The following is a 21,289-nucleotide window of genomic DNA, read 5'->3' on the forward strand; positions in this document are numbered from 1 at the left end:
TAGGCAGGCAACCCGCCCCGGCCGAAGCCTTTCTGCCGACGGCAGAGGTCAACCGAGCGGGGCCCGTGGGAACTTGCGGTCCTTCTTCTCGGCGGCCTGCTCCGCCTTGACGACGGCCGCGTACCGGTCGACGTACTCCTGCTCCGACAGCGAGAGGATCGCGTACATGATCTCGTCGGTGACGGCCCGCAGGATGGCCTTCTCGTTCTCCATGCCGACGTAGCGGGAGAAGTCGAGCGGCTTGCCGAAACGGATGACGACGGGGTGGATGTTCGGAATGACCTTGCCGGGCGGCTGCGCCTCGAAGGTGCCGATCATCGCGCAGGGCACGACCGGCACCCCGGCCTTCAGCGCCATGACGGCGACGCCCACCTTGCCCTTGTACAGCCGGCCGTCGTGCGATCGCGTCCCCTCGGGGTAGATGCCCAGCAGCTCGTCCTTGCTCAGCACCCCGAGGCCCTCGCGGATCGCGGCCTGTCCCGCGTCCTTGCCGGAGCGGTCCACCGGGATCTGCCCGGCGCTGCGGAAGAAGAACGCGGTGAGCCGGCCCTTGACCCCGGGCCCCGTGAAGTACTCCGCTTTGGCGAGGAACGTGATGCGCCGCTTCAGGATCGCCGGCATCAGGAAATGGTCGGAGAAGGACAGATGATTCCCGGCGACGATCGCGGGCCCCGACGCCGGCACGTTCTCCAGCCCCTCGATCCGGGGCCGGAAGACCAGCCTGAGCAGGGGGCCCAGCAGCACGTATTTGAGCAGGTAGTAGAACAAGCGGTCGCTCCTCACTCCGACGGATCAGCTCAACTGCCTTGTTCTCCCAGGTCAACCGGCATGGCGTGGGGTGTCAGTGTAGGTGGAGGCGCAGCTGTGGGGAACCGGTCCGGGCCCTCGTCAATGGTGACCCACTCCTGGCACTACTGACGGGTAATCAAGACAGCCGGACGCCTGGATGGCCGACCGGCGGGCTCACGCCGGACGCACCCGAGGTCGACGCCCGGTCAATGCTGCCCCCGCGCGGCCTTTGCTGACGAGTACTCAGGCGGGCGTCCGGGTGGTTCCGGCGCGCGTGTCGTGGTCACCGAGAACCAGCCGAGGAACGCGACGACGAACAGTCCCTCGGCGAGCAAGGACAGGGGGCCGTACGGCGCTTCCCAGCCGTCTTCGTAATAGCCGCCCGGCAGGCCGACGGTACGCGACAGCGCAAACCCGATGACCATGCCGAGGCTGACGAGCACTCCGGTCAGCCAGGCGGCCAAGGGGCGTTTCATGACGGTGACGGCCACCGCCACGACGAGCATGGCGGCGCTTCCCACGGCGAACAGCAGGCCGATGTAGAACTTCTCCTCAAGGTGATCAGGGATGAGCAGCGTGTGCAGCACGGCGTTGGCGACGGCGCAGGACACGGCCACTCCCGTCCAGGTGACTTCTGCGGCATGCGTGGAGTTCATGACGAATCCCCTGAATGGAGCTGATTTCCGGTCGGAATTACTGCATGTCCTCCATACGAAAAACGCCCCTCCGAGGGATTGCGCCGTCAGCCGATTCGGTCTCGTAGGATGTGCCCGATGCACAGCACCGGACAGCACACCTCGCGACCACCGCGGCGGTGGCGTGCGTTGCTGGTGCTGGGGGTGCTGGCCGGGCTGCTGGGCATGCACGCCCTGGCTCCCGGTGGGGGCGCGGCGCATGCGATGCACGTCGGGCCTGCGCATATGCGGGTCACCGTCACCGTTCAGGGCGACTGTCCCGAGGGTGACGGCCACTGCGGTGGCCCTGGGATGCACCACGCCGACCCCACCTGCGCGTCCGGCGCCGTGAACGGCGGTCCGCAGTTGCCCGCGCTCGTTCCGGACCCCGTGACCGCCCCCGTACCGGCCGGTGCCCTGCGCCCGTGCGCCGTCACGGCACGGGACGGGGCCCGTGCCCCACCCTCCCTGGCGGAACTCCAGCTTCTGCGGATCTAGAGGCCGCGACGACCGCATGCCCGGCCCACGGGCGCTGCGGTCGTGCCTGCACGCCTACCCGAAGATCTTTCGACCAGCAGGAGTTCCAGCATGACCACCCGTACTCTCACGCGCCGTGCCGCCCTCGTCACGGTGACCGCCGTCGCCTCCCTCGTCCTCGCCGCCTGTGGCAGCGGTGGCAGCGGGGCCCACGCGGGCCACGGCGCCGCGGCGACCCCGAGCGCGTCCACCACCGCCGCCCACCACAACGCCCAGGACGTCGCCTTCGCCCAGGGCATGATCCCGCACCACCAGCAGGCACTGGAGATGGCGCGGCTCGCCGACGACCGGGCCTCCTCGGCGCAGGTGAAGGACCTCGCCTCGCGCATCGAGAAGGCGCAGGACCCGGAGATCCGCACCATGACCGGTTGGCTGAAGGCCTGGGGCGAGCAGGTGCCCATGGCCGGCATGGACCACTCCGGTCACTCCGGGATGTCTGGGATGTCCGGGATGATGAGCGACGAGGACATGGCGGCCCTGAAGAAGGCCACCGGCAAGGACTTCGACACGAAGTTCCTGTCCATGATGGTCGAGCACCACCAGGGCGCCGTGGAGATGGCCACCACGGAGAAGAGCAAGGGCGCGTACGGCCCCGCCAAGGGCATGGCCGACGACATCGTCGGCGCGCAGAACGCCGAGATCAAGGAGATGAAGCAGCTCCTCGGCAACGGCGGCAAGGGCTGACCGAGCGGGGGGGGGGGCGGCCGGACACCGGCGGCCCCCCGCCCCGACTCAGCCGGCCTGGCCGAGCACCTTCTCCAGCGCGCCCAGCGCCGAGCGCAGCTCCTCGGCCGTGATCGTCAGCGGGGGTGCCAGCCGGATCGTGGAACCGTGGGTGTCCTTGACCAGGACGCCCTCCCGCATCAGGCGCTCGCTGATCTCACGGCCGGTACCGATGGCCGGGTCCACATCGACGCCCGCCCACAGCCCGCGGGCACGGAAACCCGTCACACCCTTGCCGACCAGCTCGGTCAGACCGTCGTGCAGGATCTGCCCCAGCTCGGCCGCCCGGCGCTGGAACTCGCCGGTCTCCAACAGCTCCACCACGGCCGTGCCGACCGCCGCCGCCAGCGGGTTGCCGCCGAACGTGGAGCCGTGCTCGCCCGGGTGCAGCACGCCCAGCACCTCGCGCCGGGCCACCACCGCCGAGACCGGCACGATGCCGCCGCCGAGCGCCTTGCCGAGCAGCAGCACGTCCGGGACCACGTCCTCGTGCTCGACGGCGAGGGTACGGCCGGTGCGGCCGAGGCCCGACTGGATCTCGTCCGCGATGAACAGACAGCCCTTGCGGCGCGTCAGCTCACGCACACCGGCCAGGTAGCCCGCGTCCGGGATGATGACCCCGGCCTCGCCCTGGATGGGCTCCAGCAGCACCGCCGCCGTCGTCTCGTCGACCGCCGCCTCCAGCGCGGCCAGGTCGTTGTACGGCACGATCCGGAAACCGGGCGTGAAGGGGCCGAAGCCCGCCCGGGCCGTCTCGTCCGTGGAGAAGCTGACGATCGTCGTCGTACGGCCGTGGAAGTTCTCCGCCGCCACCACGATCGTGGCCTGGTCGGCGGGGACGCCCTTCACGTCGTACGCCCACTTGCGGGCCACCTTGATGCCGCTCTCCACCGCCTCGGCGCCGGTGTTCATCGGCAGCACCATGTCCAGGCCGGTCAGCTCCGCGAGCCGCTCGGCGAACTCGGCGAGCCGGTCGTTGTGGAAGGCGCGGGAGGTGAGCGTGAGCTGGTCGAGCTGGCGGTGCGCGGCCTCGATCAGCGCCGGGTGCCGGTGGCCGAAGTTGAGCGCCGAGTAGCCGGCCAGCATGTCGAGGTAGCGGCGGCCCTCGACGTCCTGAACCCAGGCGCCCTCGGCCCGGGCGACGACCACAGGCAGGGGGTGGTAGTTGTGCGCCAGAACCGGCTCCTCCGCCCGGATCAGGTCGTCGGACGTACGCGTGCGCGCGGGTACTCGAGTAGGCGCTGTCATCAGCGGATCTCCTGGGTGCAGCACTTGATGCCACCGCCGGCCTTGTGGAACTCCGACAGGTCGACGGGGACGGGGACGTAACCGTGGTCGGCCAGGCGCTCGGCCAGCGCCTCGGCCTGGGGGGCGATGAAGACGTTGCGGCCGTCGGACACGGAGTTCAGACCGAACGCCATCGCGTCGTCGCGGGTGGCGAGCACCGCGTCCGGATACAGGCGCTTGAGCACCTCGCGGCTGCCCGGCGAGAAGGCCTCCGGGTAGTACGCGATGTTGTCGTCGTCGAGGACGAACAGCGCCGTGTCCAGGTGGTAGAAGTACGGGTCCACCAGGGTCAGGCCGATCACCGGGTGGCCGAGGAACTCCTGCGCCTCGCGGTGGGCCTCACGGGTGGTGCGGAACCCGGTGCCGGCCAGCACATACCGGCCCGTCCACACCAGGTCTCCCTCGCCCTCGGTCACCGCCTCGGGGCGGTACACGTCGTAGCCCGCCGCCTTGAACCAGGTGTCGTAGTGGAGCGACTCGGGGCGCCGCTCCGGCGCGTGGAAGAGGGAGCCGAAGACCCGGCCGCCGACCACGAACGCAGCGTTCGCCGCGAAGACCATGTCGGGCAGGTCGGGGACCGGTTCGACCGCCTCGACGGTGTGGCCGTGGGCGCGGTAGGTGCGGATCAGCTCCTGCCACTGCTCCTGGGCCAGATCAACGTCGACGGGCGTGTCGGGGTGCATCCAGGGATTGATCGCGTACTGCACGGCGAAGTGTCTGGGTTCGCAGACAAGGAAGCGCCGGGCGCGCGGCACACGACTTTCGGCCACAGAGGGTTTCCTCCGCTTTCCTGTGTGTCACTGGGGGTTGGCACAACGGTAGGAACGGAGGTAGGTGGTAGACAAGAAACAAAAGCTGCGCGCGTACGCAGTATCGCTGCGTTGTCAGTCGGCACAACGCAGTAGAACTGCGCGCTTCGATGTTTACTGCGCGATCATTCGGGTGCCGCGTGGGTGGCGCCCGCTTCCGGGCTTTCCGGGAGCAGGTGGGACAGCACCATCACGCTGATCGTCTTCCGGATGAACGGTTCGACGCGGATCCGCTCCAGCACCTCCTCGAAGTGCTCCACGTCCCGCGCCCGTACGTGCAGCAGCGCGTCCGCGCCGCCGGTCACCGTCATGGCCGCCGTGATCTCCGGATGGTTGCGCACCACCTCCGCCAGGCGGCGCGGCGGGGCGGCGCCCTCGCAGTACACCTCGACGTACGCCTCGGTGCGCCAGCCCAGGGCGGAGGGCTGCACGGTCGCCGTGAACCCGGTGATCACACCGGTCTCCCGCAGCCGGTCCACGCGCCGTTTGACCGCGGTGGACGACAGCCCGATCGCCCCGCCGATCTCGGCGAAGCTGGTCCTGGCGTTCGCCATCAGCGCGGTGATGATCTTGCGGTCGAGGTCGTCGAAGGACGCGGTCCTGCTGTTCATGCGGGCACTGTAATCAGCCAAGCCCGCGGCGAGAGTGCCTAGGACTGGGTGACGACCATGGTGAGCGTCAGCAGCCCCAGCACCACCCATCCGAACCACAGCCAGCCGTTGCTGCCGAGGGCGACCGTGTAGGCCGTCACCAGGACGAGCCCGCCGACGGTCATCGCCCCCATCGCCTTGGTGGAACCGTTCGTGGAACCGGGCATCGCGACACCCTCCTCATGGTCCGTCCTCGACCATGGTGCCCCGGTTTCCGCCCGGGCGGGATACCCGGGCTGGAATCCGCCGGCTCAGCCCTCGCGCGCGTTGAGGGAGGCCAGATAGGCGTTGTACGCCTCCAGCTCCTTGTCGCCGTCCCGGTCGGCGGCCCGGTCCTTGCGCCTGGCCTGCCGCTGCTCGGAGCCGTACCACTGGAACAGCAGCGCGATCAGCACCAGCACGGACGGGATCTCGCTGAACGCCCAGGCGATGCCGCCGGCCGCGTTCTGGTCGGAGAGCGCGTCGATGCCGAGCGAGGCGGGCGGGTGCTTGAACGTCTCGACCATCGGCTCCGAGCCCATCATCAGCGCGATGCCGAAGAAGGCGTGGAACGGCATGCCCGCGAACAGCTCCAGCATCCGCATCAGGTGACCCGGCCGGTGCGGTCCCGGGTCCACGCCGATGATCGGCCAGAAGAACACCACACCCACGGCGAGGAAGTGCACCATCATCGCGATGTGCCCGGCCTTCGACCCCATGAGGAAGTCGAACAGCGGCGTGAAGTACAGCGCGTACAGGCTCGCGACGAACAGCGGGATCGTGAACACCGGGTGGGTGATGATCCTCATGTACCGGCTGTGCAGCAGCGCCAGGAGCAGCTCACGGGGGCCCTTGCGACCCCGGCCGGCCACCGGTAGCGCGCGCAGTGCCAGCGTGATCGGAGCGCCCAGCAGGATCAGGATCGGCGAGAGCATGCTGATCACCATGTGCTGCACCATGTGCACGCTGAACATGACCATGCCGTAGTCGTTCAGCTTGGTGCACATCACCAGCGCGATGGTCAGCACGCCGACGACGTACGACACCGTACGGGCGACGGGCCACGCGTCCCCGCGCCGCCGCAGCCGCACGACACCCCACCCGTACAGAGCCAGCCCGGCCACACAGGCGATGAGGAAGAAGGGATCCGCCGACCACTGGAGCCCCCGCCCCAGCGTGAACGGCGGCAGATCCATCATCATGCCGTGCCCGCTGTGATCCATCCGGCGGCTCCTGATTCGTGGGGGTTGTACGCGTCTGTCCGCCCCCAAGAGTAGAACCGCCCCCGGTCACGGCTGCGACCGGGGGCGGGTTGTACCTGGGTGAACTACAGGACGCACTCCGCCTCGTCGTACCGCTCGGCAGGAACGGTCTTCAGCGTCTCCACGGCCTCGGCGAGCGACACCATCACGATGTCGGTCCCGCGCAGCGCGGTCATCATTCCGAACTCCCCGCGATGCACAGCCTCCACCGCGTGCCACCCGAACCGCGTGGCCAGCACCCGGTCGTACGCCGTGGGCGTTCCGCCCCGCTGGACATGGCCCAGGATCACCGGCCGCGCCTCCTTGCCGAGCCGCTGCTCCAGCTCGATGGACAGCTGCCGTGCGATCCCCGCGAAGCGCTCGTGGCCGTAGATGTCCTTGCCGCCCTCGTCGAACTCCATGGAGCCGGGCCGCGGCTTGGCACCCTCAGCGGCGACCACGATGGCGAACCGCTTGCCCGCCTCGAAGCGCTCGCCGACCCTCTTCGTCAACTCCTCGATGTCGAAGGGCCGTTCCGGTACGACGATGGCGTGAGCGCCGGCCGCCATGCCGGAGTGCAGCGCGATCCAGCCGGTGTGGCGGCCCATGACCTCCACGACCAGCACGCGCTGGTGGGACTCGGCGGTGGTCTTGAGCCGGTCGAGGGCCTCGGTCGCGACCCCCACGGCGGTGTCGAAGCCGAAGGTGACGTCCGTGACAGCGATGTCGTTGTCGATGGTCTTCGGGACGCCGACGACGGGCAGGCCGTTGTCCGACATCAGCCGGGCCGCCTTCAGCGTGCCCTCGCCGCCGATCGGGATGATCGCGTCGAGGCCGAGTTCCTCGACATGGCCCTTGGCCCGCTCCACGCCGTCCCGCAGGTGCGAGGGCTGGACCCGGGAGGAACCGAGGATGGTGCCGCCGCGGGCCAGGATGCCGCCCACGGCGTCGAGGTCGAGCTTCATGTAGTCGCATTCCAGGAGGCCCTTCCAGCCGTCCCGGAAGCCGATGACCTCGTCGCCGTGGTCGGCGACGGCGCGGTGCACGACGGACCGGATGACGGCATTCAGGCCGGGGCAGTCGCCGCCGGACGTGAGGACACCAATGCGCATAGCCCGAAATACCTTCTCAACGTGGGCCGGGAAACCGGACCACGTCGTCCGGCGGATTCCGGGCCAGCCTACCGGCGTGAGGGGGTGGCTCCGTAGCGGGCGTCCGCCTGCTGGACGCGCCCGCACATGTGAGCGGACGGACCGTCAGGCGGGCCCGCTACGAGCCTGCCGGAACACGCTGAAAGGTCCCTGACGTGAGGCTTACGCAGGCTGCTGCGCAACAGTGTCTACGCAGGCTGCTGCGCAGCAGTATTTACGCAGGCTGCTGCGCAGCCGCGATGCGCTCGTTGCGGAGTGCCTCGTACCAGCGGTCGTCGATCGGCGGCAGCGCGTTGACGTCGAGCGCCAGCTTCAGTAGCAGATCGGCGATCTGCGGGTTGCGGGCGAGGACCGGGCCGTGCATGTACGTGCCGAACACCGTGCCGTTGTACGCGCCCTCCGTGCCGTCCCCGGTGCCGTTGCCCTTGCCGATCAGCGTCCGGGCGAAGGGGCGGGCCGTGGGGCCGAGGTGGGTGACGCCCTGGTGGTTCTCGAAGCCGGTCAGCTGGGGCAGGCCGAGCTGCGGGTCGATGTCCGCGAGGACGTCGCCGACGCACCGCTCGCCCTCGCCGCGCACCGACACCACGTCGAGCAGGCCGAGGCCGGGCTCGCGCTGGCCGAGGTCGTTGATGAACTCGTGACCGAGGATCTGGTAGCCGGCGCACACGGAGAAGACGATCGCGCCGTTCTCCACCGCACGCTGCAGATGGCCGTCGCGCCGCAGCCGCTCGGCCGCGAGCCGCTGCGGCCGGTCCTCGCCGCCGCCGATCAGGTAGATGTCGCCGGAGGTCGGGATCGGCTGGTCGCTGCGCACGTCCAGCCGGGCCACGTCCAGGCCGCGCTGCCGGGCCCGGCGCTCCACGACGAGCGCGTTGCCCTGGTCGCCGTAGGTGCTCAGCAGGTCCGGGTAGATCCACACCAGCCGCAGTTGGTTGTCGCTCATGAGGTGATCGCCCTTCCTGATCAGTTGCCGACGCGGCGGCGCAGGTCCTGGAACGCGGTGTAGTTCGCGATGACCTCGATGCGTCCGGGCGGGCACATCTGCACGGCCTGGTCGAGGTTGTCGCAGACCTGGAAGTGCTGGTTCGCGACCTCCAGGCGGACGGCGAGGTCCAGCTTGCGGTCACCGATGACGAAGATCGGGTGGCCGGTCAGCCGCGTGTAGTCGACGTCCCACAGCCAGGAGGTGTCGGTGCCGTCGGCGCCGCGCGCGTTCACGGACAGGATCACCGGGGCGGGCGGCGGATCGATCAGGGAGAACGTCTCCAGCCAGCCGGCCGGGTTCTTGGCCAGCAGCAGCCGCAGATCACGGTTCTGGAACTGCACCACGTCGTACCGGCCGGCCACCGCCTGCACCTGGTACATCCGCTCCAGGGCCACCTGCGGCGGCACCCCGAAGACGGCGGCGACGGCCGCGGAGCTGGCCGCGTTCGCCTTGTTGGCGCGGCCCGGCAGCTGGAGGTGGATCGGCCAGGCGGACCCGTGCGGATCCAGCACATGGTCCCCGGAGAGCGCCCAGCTGGGCGTTGGCCGGCGGAATCCGCACTCGCCGCAGAACCAGTCGTCACCGGGGCGCTGCATCACGCCACCGCACGACGGGCAGGACCAGGCGTCCTCCTGCCACATCTGCCCGGCTGCGACCCAGATCACATTCGGGGACGAGGAGGCTGCCCAGACCACCAGCGGGTCGTCGCAGTTGGCGACGACGACGGCCTTGGTTCCGGCGAGGCCCTCGCGCCAGTTCTCGGCGAGCATCCGGGTCTCGGCCGCGCGGTCCAGCTGGTCGCGCGAGAGGTTGAGCAGCGCGATGCACTTCGGGTCGGTGTCCCGGGCGACCCCGGCCAGGTACTTCTCGTCGACCTCGATGACGCCGAACTTGGCGTCCGAGCCCCCGGCCAGTGCCGAGGTGATGCCGGCCGGCATGTTCGCGCCGAGCGCGTTCGAGACGACCTCGCCCGCGGCCCGCAGGGCCTCCGCGATCAGCCGGGTGGTCGTGGTCTTGCCGTTGGTCGCCGAGACCAGGACGACGTCCAGGTTCTGGGCGAGCCGGGCGAGGAGGTCGGGGTCGAGTTTCAGCGCGACCCGGCCACCGATCACCGATCCGCTGCCGCGTCCCGCGGCACGCGATGCCGCAGCGACCGCCTTGCCCGCGGTCACGGCCAGCTTGGCCCGCGGCGTGAGCGGGTCCGAGTTGCCTGCCATCAGTTCCTCGATCCTCCTTGCGTACGCGCCGCGCCTGGGGCCATCCGGCTACGTGGTGTGGGGCTCAGCCTATCGAGATCCATTCGCACACCCGAATCCCGGCCCACACCTGCGCGGCGGGCATGAGCTGAAGGAACCGTACCCTTGCCGCCATGCGACACGGCTCGATCCCGGGCGCCCGCGGGCGCGTCCGGCCCCTCTCCCTGCTCCACGCCCCCGTCCTGCACGAGCCCTGCCGGGACGTCACGGACTTCGGCCCCGAACTCGCCGCCCTCGTGGAGGACTTGTTCGCGACCATGTACGCGGCCCAGGGGGTGGGCCTGGCAGCGAACCAGATCGGGGTGCCGCTGCGGGTGTTCGTCTACGACTGCCCGGACGACGACGATGTACGACATCTCGGACATATCGTGAACCCGCGGCTGGTGGAGACTGACGGCGTGGTGCTCCGGGGCCCGGAGGGCTGCCTGTCCCTGCCGGGTCTGGAAGCGGGTACGGAGCGCTATGACCACGCGGTCGTGGAGGGCTGCACGATGACGGGCGAGCCCATCACGATCCACGGCACGGGTTTCTTCGCGCGCTGCCTGCAGCACGAGTGCGATCACCTGGAGGGCACGGTGTACGCCGACCACCTGAAGGGCTGGCGCCACCGCAGGTTGATGAGACAGGTCTCCCGATCTGCATGGCACCGCTGAGCTGTGGATGTCAGGGGCGGTCAGAACCCCGGACCGCCCATTTTGTCCCCCGCAGCCGCAAGACGCCCCCACAGCAGATCAGCGAGAGACCTCACCAACTCGGCCCGGGAGCACGGCCGCTCCCCGAGCCACCAGTCCCCGGCCGCATGCATCATCCCGACGATCCCGTGCCCCCAGACCCGGGCAAGCTGCTGACTCCCGGGTCCGAGATCCAGCCGGTCCTCGATGACCTGAGCCAACTCCTCGCCCATCCGCCGGAGCAGCGGAGCGGAATGCTTGCCGACGTCGAACCCCTGGTCGCCTCCGGTGCTGCCCTCCGCCGGATGCATGAGGAACCGATACACCTGAGGCCGTGCCTCGATCGCGGCAAGATACGTGTCCAGGGTGGACTCCACCCGCTCCCGCCGATCCGCCGGAGCGTCCAGTGCAGCCCTCAGCGAATCCAGTAGCGCGTCCGTGTGCCGCTTGGCCAAGGCCGCGTAAAGCCCGCCCTTGTCGCCGAAGTGGCGGTACAGGATCGGCTTCGTGATACCCGCTTCCGCGGCGATGGCGTTCATCGACGCCTGCGGGCCGTCACGCAGCACCACCCGGTCGGCGGCCTCCAGCAGCTCGCGCCGTCGGCGGTCGGCGGACCGCTGCTGATCGGTCCGCTGCGTGGTGTCCATGAGCTCTCCCCACCCGTGCTGATTCGGTGACGCCTGCGCAAACTAACACTGTCCATGCCCCTGACATCGAACGGGATGCCGAGGCGTCATCGGGAGTTGACTTTTCCTACCCGTCGGTAACAGACTCGGGTTACCGCTAGTAACACCGTACGTGCCGCCGCTGGAGGGGACATGGCCGAGTTCACCATGGAGCTCAACGACGAACAGAAGGAGGTCCGGGACTGGCTGCACGGCTTCGCCGCCGACGTCATCCGCCCCGCGGCCGCCGAATGGGACGAGCGTGAGGAGACTCCCTGGCCGGTCATCCAGGAGGCCGCGAAGGTCGGCATCTACTCCCTCGACTTCTACGCACAGCAGTACTTCGACCCCACCGGCCTCGGCATACCGATGGCCATGGAGGAGCTGTTCTGGGGCGATGCGGGCATCGCCCTCTCCATTGTGGGCACCGGCCTCGCCGCCGTGGGCGTTCTCGCCAACGGAACCGAGGAGCAGATCGGCACCTGGATCCCGCAGATGTACGGCGACCAGAACGACGTCAAGGTCGCAGCCTTCTGCTCCTCCGAGCCCGACGCCGGCTCCGACGTCGCCTCCATGCGCACGCGTGCGGTGTACGACGAGGCCAAGGACGAGTGGGTGATCAACGGCACGAAGACCTGGGCGACCAACGGCGGCATCGCCAACGTCCACGTGGTCGTCGCCGTCGTCGACCCGGAGCTGGGCTCCAAGGGACACGCCTCCTTCATCATCCCGCCGGGCACGCCGGGTCTCGCCCAGGGACAGAAGTTCAAGAAGCACGGCATCCGCGCCTCGCACACCGCCGAGGTCGTCCTCGACAACGTCCGTGTGCCCGGTTCCTGCCTGCTCGGCGGCAAGGAGAAGCTGGACGAGCGGCTGGCGCGTGCCCGCGAGAGGGCGAAGTCCTCCGGCGAGCGGGTGAAGAATGCGGCGATGGCCACGTTCGAGGCTTCGCGGCCGGCGGTGGGTGCGATGGCCGTCGGCACGGCCCGGGCCGCGTACGAGGTGGCCCTCGACTACGCGACGACGCGTGAGCAGTTCGGGCGCCCGATCATCGACAACCAGGGCGTCGCCTTCCAGCTCGCGGACATGCGCACGCAGATCGACGCCGCCCGGCTGCTCGTCTGGCGTGCCTCCTGGATGGCGATCAGCGGCAAACCGTTCACCGCGGCCGAGGGCTCCATGTCCAAGCTGTTCGCCAGCGAGACCGCGAAGAAGGTCACCGCCCAGGCGATCCAGATTCTGGGCGGCAACGGCTACACCAGGGAGTACCCGGTGGAGCGTATGCACCGTGACGCGGCGATCTACACGATCTTCGAGGGCACGAGCGAGATCCAGCGGCTGGTGATCGCCCGTACGTTGTCGGGGATGCCCATCCGTTAACGAAGTCTGAGCGGCGTCAGCTGCTCGATGTCGTACTGCCTCCGCAGCTCCTCGATCGCGTCGTGGTCCGGCGGGCCCCCGTCTCCCAGGATCTCCAGCAGCTCCTCGAAGTAGCGTTCGTGGTCCGGTGGGGGAGAGGCCTGGAAGAACATCTTCGCCGGGCTGTCCGTCGGGTTCGCGAAGGCGTGGGGGCAGCCGGGGGGTACGACGATGACCGTGCCCGGTGTCGCGCGGACCACCCGGCTGCCCGAACTCGACTCCCACTTCTGCCAGTTGTCGGGAGTGCGGACGCGCGGCTCGAAGGCGAGCACGTCCAGTTCGCCTTCGAGGACGTAGAACAACTCCTCGCTGCGCGTGTGCACATGGGCGCCGACGTCGAAGCCCGGCGGGACCTCCACCTCGAAGGTGGAGGCCGTCCGTGAATGGGTGCCCGTGACCTTGAAGGTCACGCGCTGGGCGGGCGTCGCGACGACGCGACCGTGACCCGGCGGTACGAGCAGTCCCTCGGTCTGTGTCATGGGCGGCTCACCAGGTCACCGGCAGGGCCGCGGGCCCGCGGATCAACGCGCCCTTCTTGAAGGGCACCTGACCGGGCGGCACAGCCAGCCTCATGCCCGGCACCCGGCTCAGCAGGGCGTCCACCAGCAGCTCCGACTCCAGCCGCGCCAGCATGCCGCCGGGGCAGTAGTGCGGGCCGAAGCCGAACGCCACATGCGGGTTGGGGCTGCGGGAGAAGTCGATGGTCTCCGGGTCGGGGAAGACGTCCGGGTCGCGGTTGGCGGCCAGGTAGGAGACGTAGAGCGCATCGCCCGCACGGATCCGTACGCCCCCGATCTCCACGTCCTCCAGGGCGATCCGGGAGAGGCCGACGGCGTTGCGGTGCGGGATGTACCGCAGCAGCTCGTCGATCGCCTTCGGACGGATCTCCGGCTCGCAGCGCAGCCGTTCGGCCAGGTCGGGGCGGGTCAGCAGGAGGTAGAACAGCTGCCCGCTGTTGTTGGTGACCGCCTCGCCGCCGATCTGGAGGAGGACGGCGAGACCGACGGCCTCCTCCAGGCTGACCTCGCCCCGGCCCACGGCGGCGCCGAGCAGCGAGGCGACGTCCTCGGCCGTGCTGCCCTCGCGCAGCCCGATCAGGTCGCAGAAGTAGGCCCTCATCTCGCGCTTGGCCTTCTCGCTGAGCTCCTTGCCGTGCGCGGAGGACAGGATCAGCTGCGTCCAGGTGTGCATGCCGTGCCGGTCGGCCGCCGGCACACCCATCAGCTCGGAGATCACCGCGATCGGGAAGGGGCTGAGCACCGCCGCCGTGAGATCGGCGGGCGGGCCGTCCTGGAGGAGTTCGTCGACCAGTTCGTCCAGCATGGCGCGCGCCTTGTCCCGGACCCGCTCCACGCCCTTCGCGGTGAACGCGGCGGCGACCGAGCGGCGCAGCCGGGTGTGGTCGGGCGGGTCCAGGAAGCCGACCGCGCCCCGGTCCGGGATGAAGTGCGGGGCGAGCCGGGTGACCTGCTGCTCCGTGACCGCCTCGCGGCTGAAGCGGGGGTCGTTGGTCACCGTGCGCACGTCCTCGTACCGGGTGACCAGCCACGCCCAGCCCGCGCCGTTGGGCAGCTGGACACGGGTGACCGGGCCCTCGCTCATCAGCTCGGCGAGCACCGGGTCGAAGTCCGTCCCGGTCAGGTCGAGGGCCGGCCAGTGCCGGATCGGGGGCAGGGTCCCGGTGAGGGTCTCTTCGCTCATCGTGTCGTCTCGCCGTTCCGGACCCAGCGGCCCACGGTCATCTCGGCGGTGATGCCGGGACCGAACCCGGCCAGCAGCCCGCGCGCCCGGTGCTCGGCACCGCCCTCGTCGAAGAGCCGGCGCAGCGCGTCCAGCACGACGGCGCTGGCGATGTTGCCGTACTCGGTGAGCGTGGACCGGCTGAACCGGAACGCGTGCGGGTCGACCTGCAGGAACTTGCTGAGGTCGTCGAGTATGCGGGGACCGCCCGCGTGGATGATGTAGAAGTCCAGGTCGGCGGCGTCCCAGCCGTGCGTGCCCGCGAGCTCCTGGAGCGCCGGGGCGAGCGGCTCCATGGTGGTCGGCACCCGCTTGTCCAGCAGGAAGTGGAAGCCGGTCGCCCGGACGTCGTACGCGATCCAGTCCTCCGTCTTGGGGATCAGGTACGAGCCATTGCGTTCCAGCTGGACGCCCGTGCCGCCCCGGCCGCGCACCACGGCCGAGGCGATGCCGTCGCCGAACAGGCCGTTGGAGAGCAGCGAGCCGACGCCGAGGTCGGTGGGCTGGTAGCACAGCGAGCAGAACTCGCAGGCCACGATGAGGGCGTTGGTCTCCGGGTAGGCCGAGCAGAAGTCGTGGGCCCGGTTGATGGCCGCACCGCCGGCCGCACAGCCCAGCTGGGCGATGGGGAGCTGGCGGGTGGTGCTCGGGAAGTCCATCTCGTTGATCAGCCACGCGGTCAGCGAGGGCATCATGAAGCCCGTGCACGACACGTAGATGATGACATCGATGTCGGAGGTCAACAGCTCCGCGTCGTCGAGCGCGCGCTGGATCACCGCGGGGACCCTGGCCTTCGCCTCGGCCTCGTAGAGCTTGTTGCGGTCCTCGAACCCCGGATGCTTCAGGGTCTCCTCGATGGGCTGCACTATGTGCCGGGTGCGGACGCCCGTGTTCTCGATCAGCCGGAGGGCCAGCGGGAGCTGGGGGTGGTCCGCGTGGTGCTCGCGGGCGAGCTCCAGCGTCTCCTCCATCGTGATCACGTGTTCGGGTACGGACACCGAGGGTCTGCACAAAGTCGCCATGAGCCGTCCCTGCTTTCGCCGTCCGGCGGGTCTGGGCCCACCGGTCAGAAGGTGGTCCACCCAGGTTCACCCGAGGGGGCGACGATCTCTCGTCGGATTACTCCGAACCGGGGACAACGGGTCGTGATCGGACCTGGCGCCCAGACCCCCCTCAGGGGGTCCCGATGAGCCTCTCGGCCGCTGAACTACTGGCCTCCCGGGCAACGCCGGGGGAGCCAACCCGAGGGGAGCGGGGACACGACCGAAGCGACTACGGCGCCCCACTGCTATGAGCGATACAGGCCACGTCGATACGATCCGCCAGCTTCGCCAACTCAATGGTCAACGCGGCGACCGTGTTCTCATCAAGCCCCTGCTCCCCGGCCTCGACAAGGTGCAGCCACCGCCCGCCCACGGTCCGCAACAACTTACTCACGTCGGACGCAGCCACCTGCAAGGTACCGCGGTCGTCGACGATCAGAGGCAGAGTCACTTCGCGGTTCACAAACGGGATGGTAGCCGCGCGGCGCTCACGCACCCTGCCAAACCGTGGTGATGTTGCAGAACTCCCGGATTCCGTGCCCGGACAGCTCACGGCCGTAACCGGACCGCTTCACTCCGCCGAACGGGAACGCCGGGTGGGAGGCGGTCATCCCGTTGACGTACACGCTGCCCGCCTCCAGGTCCCGCGCGAACCGCTGCACCTCGTTCTCGTCCCGCGTCCACACGTTGGAACTCAGCCCGAACAGCGAGTCGTTGGCGATCAGGACCGCCTCGTCCACGTCACCGGCCCGGTACAGCGTGGCGACCGGCCCGAACGCCTCCTCGCGGTGGATGCGCATCTCCCGGGTGATGCCCGCCAGCACGGTCGGCGGGTAGTACCAGCCCGGCCCTTCCGGGCGCTCGCCGCCGCACAGCACCTCGGCACCGCTGCGCTTGGCGTCGTCGACCAGCTCCTCCAGGTCGGCCCGCCCCTGCTCGCTGGCGAGCGGCCCGATCTCGGTGTCCTCCTCCAGCGGGTCGCCGATCCTGAGCGCCTTCATGCCCGCGACGAACTTCTCGGCGAAGGCGTCGTACACGTCGGTGTGCACGATGAACCGCTTGGCCGCGATGCACGACTGCCCGTTGTTCTGCACCCGCGCGGTCACGGCGACCTGTGCGGCCCGGTCGAGGTCGGCGGAGGGCATGACGACGAAGGGGTCGCTGCCGCCCAGCTCCATGACCGTCTTCTTGATCATCTCGCCGGCGGTGGCGGCGACGGCGCGTCCGGCCGGCTCGCTGCCGGTGAGCGTCGCCGCCTTCACCCGCTCGTCGCGCAGGATGGCGTCGACCGCTCCAGAGCCGATCAGCAGCGTCTGGAAGCAGCCTTCCTTGAAGCCCGCCCGGTGGAACAGGTCCTCCAGATACAGGGCGGTCTGGGGGACGTTCGAGGCGTGCTTGAGCAGACCCACGTTGCCGGCCATCAGCGCGGGCGCGGCGAACCGGACCACCTGCCAGAGCGGGAAGTTCCACGGCATCACCGCGAGGACGGGCCCGAGCGGCCGGTAGCGGACCCGCACCCGGGAGGCGCCCGAGTCCGTCACGTCCGACTCGGCCGGCTCCTCGTCGGCGAGCAGTGCCTCGGCGCGTTCGGCGTACCAGCGCATCGCCTTGGCGCACTTCGCGGCCTCCGCGCGGGCCTGCTTGACCGGCTTGCCCATCTCGGTGGTCATGACCCTGCCGATCTCGTCCTGGTCCTCGTCCAGCAGGTCGGCGGCTTTGTTCAGCAGTCGGGAGCGTTCGGCGAACGTGGTCGTCCGGTAGGTGCGGAACGTGGCCTCGGCGAGCTGGAGCCGGCGTTCCAGCTCCTCGTCGCCCATGGGCTCGTACGTCTTGAGCGTCTCGCCGTTCGCCGGGTTCACCGTCGCGATGGGCATGGCAGACCTCCCTGGGAGCGGGCTTGCTTAGACCTTCGCGCGCGGCGCTGCCGACCGCAACGTGTAGTGCGCTGTCCTGGCGTGCCCCCGCGGCTCGCGGTCAGCCCGTGTGCTCCGCCAGCCGGTCGAGAAAGGCCGCCTGGGCCTTGACGATCACCTCGCGGGCCCGGTCGAGGCCGAACCACGCGACCCGGTCCAGCTCCGGGAACTCCTGCGTCCGACCGGACCGTGGCGGCCACTCCATGGTGAAGGTGCCCGGCTCGATCGTCTCCGGGTCCAGGTCGGCCTCGACCGCCCACACCGTCACGATCTTGCCGTTCGCCTGCGCGACCTCGCCCAGCGGTACGGCCTCGCCGTCGGGCGGCGCCAGCCCCAGCTCCTCCCGGAACTCGCGGCGGGCGGCCTCCCAGGCGGGCTCGTCGGGCTCGTACTCGCCCTTGGGCACCGTCCACGCTCCCGCGTCCTTCTTCGCGAAGAACGGTCCGCCCATATGGCCGAGCAACACCTCCAGTCCGTCGTCGGTGTGCCGGAACAACAGCAGTCCCGCGCTCCGCTTCGTCGTCCGCACCGTCACGGCGTGACCTCCGGATGGGCCGCCAGCAGGGCCTCCACCGTATCGGCCTCCTCGGGCCGTTTGTCCTCGCGATAGCGGACCACGCGGGCGAAGCGCAGGGTGACGCCGGCCGGGTAGCGGGAGGAGCGCTGCAGACCGTCGTAGGCGATCTCCACGACGAGTTCGGGGCGCACGGTGACCACCCAGCCGTTGTCCTCCACGGCCAGCTCCTGGAGCCGCTCGGTCTGCCAGGCGAGCATCGCGTCGGTCATGCCCTTGAAGGTCTTGCCGAGCATCGCGAAGGTGCCGTCCGGGTTGCGGGCGCCGAGGTGGAGGTTGGAGAGCCTGCCGGTGCGGCGGCCGTGGCCCCACTCGGCGGCCAGCACGACCAGGTCGAGGGTGTGCACGGGCTTGACCTTCAGCCAGGACGCACCGCGCCGGCCCGCGCTGTAGGGGGCGTCCAGCGCCTTGACGACCACGCCCTCGTGGCCGCGGGCCAGGGTGTCGGCGAGGAAGCGTTCCGCCTCGGTGACCTCCTGCGGGCCGGACACCACCGTCCGGCGCACCCGGAGGGGCTCCGGCACCAGCCGGGCCAGCTCCGCGTGGCGCTCGGTGAAGGGAAGGTCCAGCAGGTCGTTGCCGTCGACCGACAGGGCGTCGAAGAAGACGGGGGACACCGGGACCTGTACGGCGGCCTTCGCCACGTCCGTCCGGGAGCCGACCCGGCCGGCCGTCTCCTGGAAGGAGCGGGGCCGGCCGCCGGTGTCGAAGGAGATCACCTCGCCGTCCAGGATGAAGCGTTCGCCCGCCAACCCCAGCGCGGCGGCGGTCACTTCGGGCAGCCGGTCGGTGATGTCGTCCAGGGTACGGGTGTGGATCCGTACCGAGTCGCCGTCCCGGTGGACCTGCACCCGGATGCCGTCCAGCTTCTCCTCCACCGCGCACGGGCCGAGCTTCTCGACCGCCTCGGCGACCGAGGAGGCGCTCTGCGCCAGCATCGGCAGCACCGGACGGCCCACCGTCAGCCGGAACCGGTCCAGGGCTCCGGGCCCCTCGGCGAGCAGGGCCTGGGCCACCGTCTGCAGCGACCCGGCGAGCATCACGGCCCGCCGTACGTCCGCCGGGTCCGCGCCGGTCGCCCGGGCGAGACCCTCCACGGCGACCGCGTCCAGCGCGCCCTGCCGGACCTCGCCGGTGAGCAGGCCGAGCAGGAAGCGCTGCTCCTCCTCGGTGGCCGCGCCCATCAGCTCGCCGACGAGCCGGGCCCGCTCCGCCTGGGAACCGGGCCCGGACACCTTGCCCAGTTCGCTCAGCCGGGCGTCCACCTCCCGCACGGTGAGGGAGGGCTCGGCGGCCGGCGGGACCGGACGGCTCAGCACCTTCCAGCCGACGCCGAGCCGGCCCTGGGGGAGCCGTCCGGCGAGATAGGGGATGACGATCGGCACGTCGTCCGCCTCCGCGTCCCGGAACAGCTCCGCGAGCAGCGCGGTCTTGCGGGACCGGGCCGCCGTGGCGGCGACCTCCCGGGACACCTCCGCGAGCCGGGTGAGCAGCATGCAGTCATGGTGCACCGGGCGTGCGGCGGCTACACCCGGACGGACGCGTCGAGGTCGGCGAAGAGCAGCTCCCCGTTGATCGCCGCCCCGGCCCGGTAGCCGCGGCTCGCCGCGTTCACCACCTGCTCGGCGAAGCCGCTCGCGTTGCCCGCAGCCCACAGCCCCGGCACGGTCGTCAGGCCCCGCTCGTCGATCACCGGGTAGCTGCCGAAGGGCGTCTCGCGCAGCTCCGCGCCCAGGCGGACGAGCAGGTCGTTCTGCGGAACGGCACGCGGAGCGCAGTACAGCACCTCGCGCTCGTGGACCGTGCCGTCCGCGAGCCGGACCCCGGTGAGCCGGTCCTGTGCGGCGAGCACCTCAGCCACCTCGCCGGGTACGACCGTGACCCCGGCGGCGGCCAGTCTGCGCCGATCGTCGTCCGCCAGCTCGGTCTCCCGCACCTGGTGCAGGAAGAGCCGCACGTCGTCGGACCACTGGGTGACCATCAGCGCCTGGTGCACGCTCAGCGGGGTCGTGGCGAGCACTCCGGTCGGCCGGTCCCGGACCTCCCAGCCGTGGCAGTACGGGCAGTGGACCACGTCCCGGCCGAACCGCTCGGCGAGCCCCGGGACCGGCGGCAGCTCGTCCCTCAGACCGGTGGCGACGACCAGCTGCCGCGCCCGCACGGTACGGCCGCTCGCCAGCGACACGGTGAAGTCCTCGCCCTTGGCGGCGTCCAGGACCCGGTCCCGGACCAGCTGCACTCCGTACCGGGCGATCTCCTCGCGCCCGATCGCCAGGAACTCGGCGGGCGACATGCCGTCCCGGGTCAGATAGCCCTGCATGTGTGCGGACGGCGCGTTGCGCGGCTCGCCTGCGTCCACCACCAGGGTGCGGCGCCGGGCCCGGCCCAGCACCAGCGCGGCGGACAGACCGGCCGCGCCGCCCCCGACCACCACCACGTCAACGTTCTCGGTCACGGTGACCACCTCCGTCGCCGACGGTCGCCCAGGCACTGCCGTATTGACAAACGTCTTTGCCGAATCTGCAATACGAGCATGAGCACCGAGAGCACCGACGACGTTCTGGCGGGCGTGGGCCCGCGGCTGCGGCGGATCCGCAAGGAGCGGGAGGTCACCCTGGCAGCGCTGTCCGAGGCGACCGGTATCTCCGTCAGCACCCTGTCCCGGCTGGAGTCCGGCCTGCGCAAGCCCAGCCTGGAGCTGCTGCTGCCCATCGCCCAGGCCCACCAGGTTCCGCTGGACGAGCTGGTCGGTGCCCCGCCGGTCGGCGACCCCCGGGTGCGGGCGAAGCCCCTTGAGCGGCACGGCCGCACCTTCTGGCCGCTGACCCGCCAGCCCGGCGGCCTCCAGGCCTTCAAGGTCCGCGAACCCCAGCGCACGCAGGAGCCGGAGCCGCGCACCCACGAGGGGTACGAGTGGCTGTACGTGCTCTCGGGCAGGCTCCGGCTGGTGCTGGGCGAGCACGACGTGGTGCTGTCGGCGGGGGAGGCGGCCGAGTTCGACACGCGGGTGCCGCACTGGTTCGGGTCGACGGGAGAGGGGCCGGTGGAGTTCCTGAGCCTGTTCGGGCCGCAGGGGGAGCGGATGCACGTAAGGGCGCGGCCGACGCGCAAGTGACGCACCGACGCGCCCGACTGTTTCCCGATCGGCAAGCGACCGCTTAGTATGCGGTCGGACCCGGTCAG

Annotated in this window: 24 protein-coding genes; 5 read left to right on the forward strand and 19 right to left on the reverse strand. The window is 70.3% G+C overall.

Annotated features, from left to right (window positions below; translation table 11 throughout):
- Positions 1-48: 48 nt before the first annotated feature.
- Together ACZ5DS_RS32605 and ACZ5DS_RS32610 are read right to left on the reverse strand one after the other, a co-directional pair.
- A complete protein-coding gene (locus ACZ5DS_RS32605) occupies positions 49-768 on the reverse strand; it encodes a lysophospholipid acyltransferase family protein (protein WP_468245704.1) in 720 nt (239 codons plus the stop codon).
- A 227-nt stretch (positions 769-995) separates the two neighbouring features.
- Complete coding sequence (locus tag ACZ5DS_RS32610; protein WP_468245706.1) at positions 996-1,445, reverse strand: hypothetical protein; 450 nt, start codon at positions 1,443-1,445, stop codon at positions 996-998.
- A gap of 117 nt (positions 1,446-1,562) precedes the next feature.
- On the opposite strand from ACZ5DS_RS32610, the gene ACZ5DS_RS32615 reads away from it, so the two are divergent.
- Both ACZ5DS_RS32615 and ACZ5DS_RS32620 read left to right on the forward strand, forming a co-directional pair.
- Positions 1,563-1,961 (forward strand): DUF6153 family protein, encoded by a 399-nt coding sequence (locus tag ACZ5DS_RS32615; RefSeq protein ID WP_468245709.1) that lies wholly within the window; start codon positions 1,563-1,565, stop codon positions 1,959-1,961.
- A 90-nt stretch (positions 1,962-2,051) separates the two neighbouring features.
- On the forward strand, positions 2,052-2,684 hold the full coding sequence (locus ACZ5DS_RS32620) for a DUF305 domain-containing protein (protein WP_468245711.1): 633 nt from the start codon (positions 2,052-2,054) through the stop codon (positions 2,682-2,684).
- Positions 2,685-2,732: 48 nt separating this feature from the next.
- Here ACZ5DS_RS32620 and rocD read toward each other — a convergent pair whose 3' ends face one another.
- The 8 genes from rocD to ACZ5DS_RS32660 form a co-directional block, all read right to left on the reverse strand.
- A complete protein-coding gene (gene rocD, locus ACZ5DS_RS32625; RefSeq protein WP_468245713.1) occupies positions 2,733-3,971 on the reverse strand; it encodes an ornithine--oxo-acid transaminase in 1,239 nt (412 codons plus the stop codon).
- Entirely contained in the window at positions 3,971-4,780 is an 810-nt protein-coding gene (gene ddaH, locus ACZ5DS_RS32630; RefSeq protein WP_468245716.1) for a dimethylargininase, read from the reverse strand. Before ddaH ends, rocD begins: the two co-directional genes overlap by 1 nt.
- A gap of 164 nt (positions 4,781-4,944) precedes the next feature.
- Complete coding sequence (locus tag ACZ5DS_RS32635) at positions 4,945-5,430, reverse strand: Lrp/AsnC family transcriptional regulator (protein ID WP_468245718.1); 486 nt, start codon at positions 5,428-5,430, stop codon at positions 4,945-4,947.
- A gap of 38 nt (positions 5,431-5,468) precedes the next feature.
- The gene (locus ACZ5DS_RS32640) at positions 5,469-5,636 is read right to left on the reverse strand and encodes a hypothetical protein (protein ID WP_468245719.1); all 168 of its coding nucleotides are present in this window, start codon (positions 5,634-5,636) and stop codon (positions 5,469-5,471) included.
- A gap of 84 nt (positions 5,637-5,720) precedes the next feature.
- Complete coding sequence (locus ACZ5DS_RS32645) at positions 5,721-6,671, reverse strand: cytochrome c oxidase assembly protein (RefSeq protein ID WP_468245721.1); 951 nt, start codon at positions 6,669-6,671, stop codon at positions 5,721-5,723.
- Positions 6,672-6,775: 104 nt separating this feature from the next.
- Complete coding sequence (locus ACZ5DS_RS32650) at positions 6,776-7,801, reverse strand: 6-phosphofructokinase (RefSeq protein ID WP_468245724.1); 1,026 nt, start codon at positions 7,799-7,801, stop codon at positions 6,776-6,778.
- 253 nt (positions 7,802-8,054) lie between these two features.
- A complete protein-coding gene (locus tag ACZ5DS_RS32655) occupies positions 8,055-8,783 on the reverse strand; it encodes a type 1 glutamine amidotransferase (protein WP_468245726.1) in 729 nt (242 codons plus the stop codon).
- Positions 8,784-8,803: 20 nt separating this feature from the next.
- Positions 8,804-10,042 carry a MurT ligase domain-containing protein gene (locus ACZ5DS_RS32660; protein WP_468245728.1) on the reverse strand — a complete coding sequence of 413 codons (1,239 nt, stop codon included), beginning with the start codon at positions 10,040-10,042 and terminating at the stop codon, positions 8,804-8,806.
- 152 nt (positions 10,043-10,194) lie between these two features.
- Between ACZ5DS_RS32660 and def the strand changes: the two genes are divergently transcribed.
- Positions 10,195-10,734, forward strand: coding sequence for a peptide deformylase (def, locus tag ACZ5DS_RS32665; protein WP_468245731.1), 540 nt, complete (start codon positions 10,195-10,197; stop codon positions 10,732-10,734).
- 20 nt (positions 10,735-10,754) lie between these two features.
- Here the strand turns inward: def and ACZ5DS_RS32670 are convergent, their stop codons facing one another.
- On the reverse strand, positions 10,755-11,399 hold the full coding sequence (locus tag ACZ5DS_RS32670; RefSeq protein ID WP_468245733.1) for a TetR/AcrR family transcriptional regulator: 645 nt from the start codon (positions 11,397-11,399) through the stop codon (positions 10,755-10,757).
- A 171-nt stretch (positions 11,400-11,570) separates the two neighbouring features.
- Here ACZ5DS_RS32670 and ACZ5DS_RS32675 point away from each other — a divergent pair, with 171 nt between their 5' ends.
- The gene (locus tag ACZ5DS_RS32675; RefSeq protein ID WP_468245735.1) at positions 11,571-12,797 is read left to right on the forward strand and encodes an acyl-CoA dehydrogenase family protein; all 1,227 of its coding nucleotides are present in this window, start codon (positions 11,571-11,573) and stop codon (positions 12,795-12,797) included.
- On the opposite strand, the gene ACZ5DS_RS32680 is transcribed toward ACZ5DS_RS32675, so the two are convergent.
- The 8 genes from ACZ5DS_RS32680 to ACZ5DS_RS32715 all read right to left on the reverse strand — a co-directional run bounded on the left by ACZ5DS_RS32680 (position 12,794) and on the right by ACZ5DS_RS32715 (position 20,561).
- Positions 12,794-13,315 carry a cupin domain-containing protein gene (locus ACZ5DS_RS32680; protein ID WP_468245738.1) on the reverse strand — a complete coding sequence of 174 codons (522 nt, stop codon included), beginning with the start codon at positions 13,313-13,315 and terminating at the stop codon, positions 12,794-12,796. The genes ACZ5DS_RS32675 and ACZ5DS_RS32680 overlap by 4 nt on opposite strands.
- Positions 13,316-13,322: 7 nt before the next feature.
- A complete protein-coding gene (locus ACZ5DS_RS32685; protein ID WP_468245740.1) occupies positions 13,323-14,537 on the reverse strand; it encodes a cytochrome P450 in 1,215 nt (404 codons plus the stop codon).
- Positions 14,534-15,598: a type III polyketide synthase gene (locus ACZ5DS_RS32690; protein ID WP_468245742.1), complete on the reverse strand. Its 1,065-nt coding sequence runs from the start codon at positions 15,596-15,598 to the stop codon at positions 14,534-14,536. The genes ACZ5DS_RS32685 and ACZ5DS_RS32690 overlap by 4 nt, the downstream gene beginning before the upstream one ends.
- Positions 15,599-15,848: 250 nt before the next feature.
- Complete coding sequence (locus tag ACZ5DS_RS32695) at positions 15,849-16,082, reverse strand: DUF6213 family protein (protein ID WP_468245745.1); 234 nt, start codon at positions 16,080-16,082, stop codon at positions 15,849-15,851.
- Positions 16,083-16,107: 25 nt separating this feature from the next.
- Positions 16,108-17,493 carry an NADP-dependent succinic semialdehyde dehydrogenase gene (locus ACZ5DS_RS32700; RefSeq protein ID WP_468245747.1) on the reverse strand — a complete coding sequence of 462 codons (1,386 nt, stop codon included), beginning with the start codon at positions 17,491-17,493 and terminating at the stop codon, positions 16,108-16,110.
- A gap of 100 nt (positions 17,494-17,593) precedes the next feature.
- Positions 17,594-18,067, reverse strand: coding sequence for an NUDIX hydrolase (locus ACZ5DS_RS32705; RefSeq protein ID WP_468245750.1), 474 nt, complete (start codon positions 18,065-18,067; stop codon positions 17,594-17,596).
- A complete protein-coding gene (locus ACZ5DS_RS32710; protein WP_468245752.1) occupies positions 18,064-19,602 on the reverse strand; it encodes an ATP-dependent DNA ligase in 1,539 nt (512 codons plus the stop codon). The genes ACZ5DS_RS32705 and ACZ5DS_RS32710 overlap by 4 nt, the downstream gene beginning before the upstream one ends.
- 29 nt (positions 19,603-19,631) lie before the next feature.
- The gene (locus ACZ5DS_RS32715; protein WP_468245754.1) at positions 19,632-20,561 is read right to left on the reverse strand and encodes an NAD(P)/FAD-dependent oxidoreductase; all 930 of its coding nucleotides are present in this window, start codon (positions 20,559-20,561) and stop codon (positions 19,632-19,634) included.
- Positions 20,562-20,639: 78 nt separating this feature from the next.
- On the opposite strand from ACZ5DS_RS32715, the gene ACZ5DS_RS32720 reads away from it, so the two are divergent.
- Positions 20,640-21,221 (forward strand): helix-turn-helix domain-containing protein, encoded by a 582-nt coding sequence (locus ACZ5DS_RS32720; protein WP_468245757.1) that lies wholly within the window; start codon positions 20,640-20,642, stop codon positions 21,219-21,221.
- Positions 21,222-21,289 lie beyond the last annotated feature (68 nt).

The organism is Streptomyces sp. NPDC031100 (genome assembly GCF_055570785.1).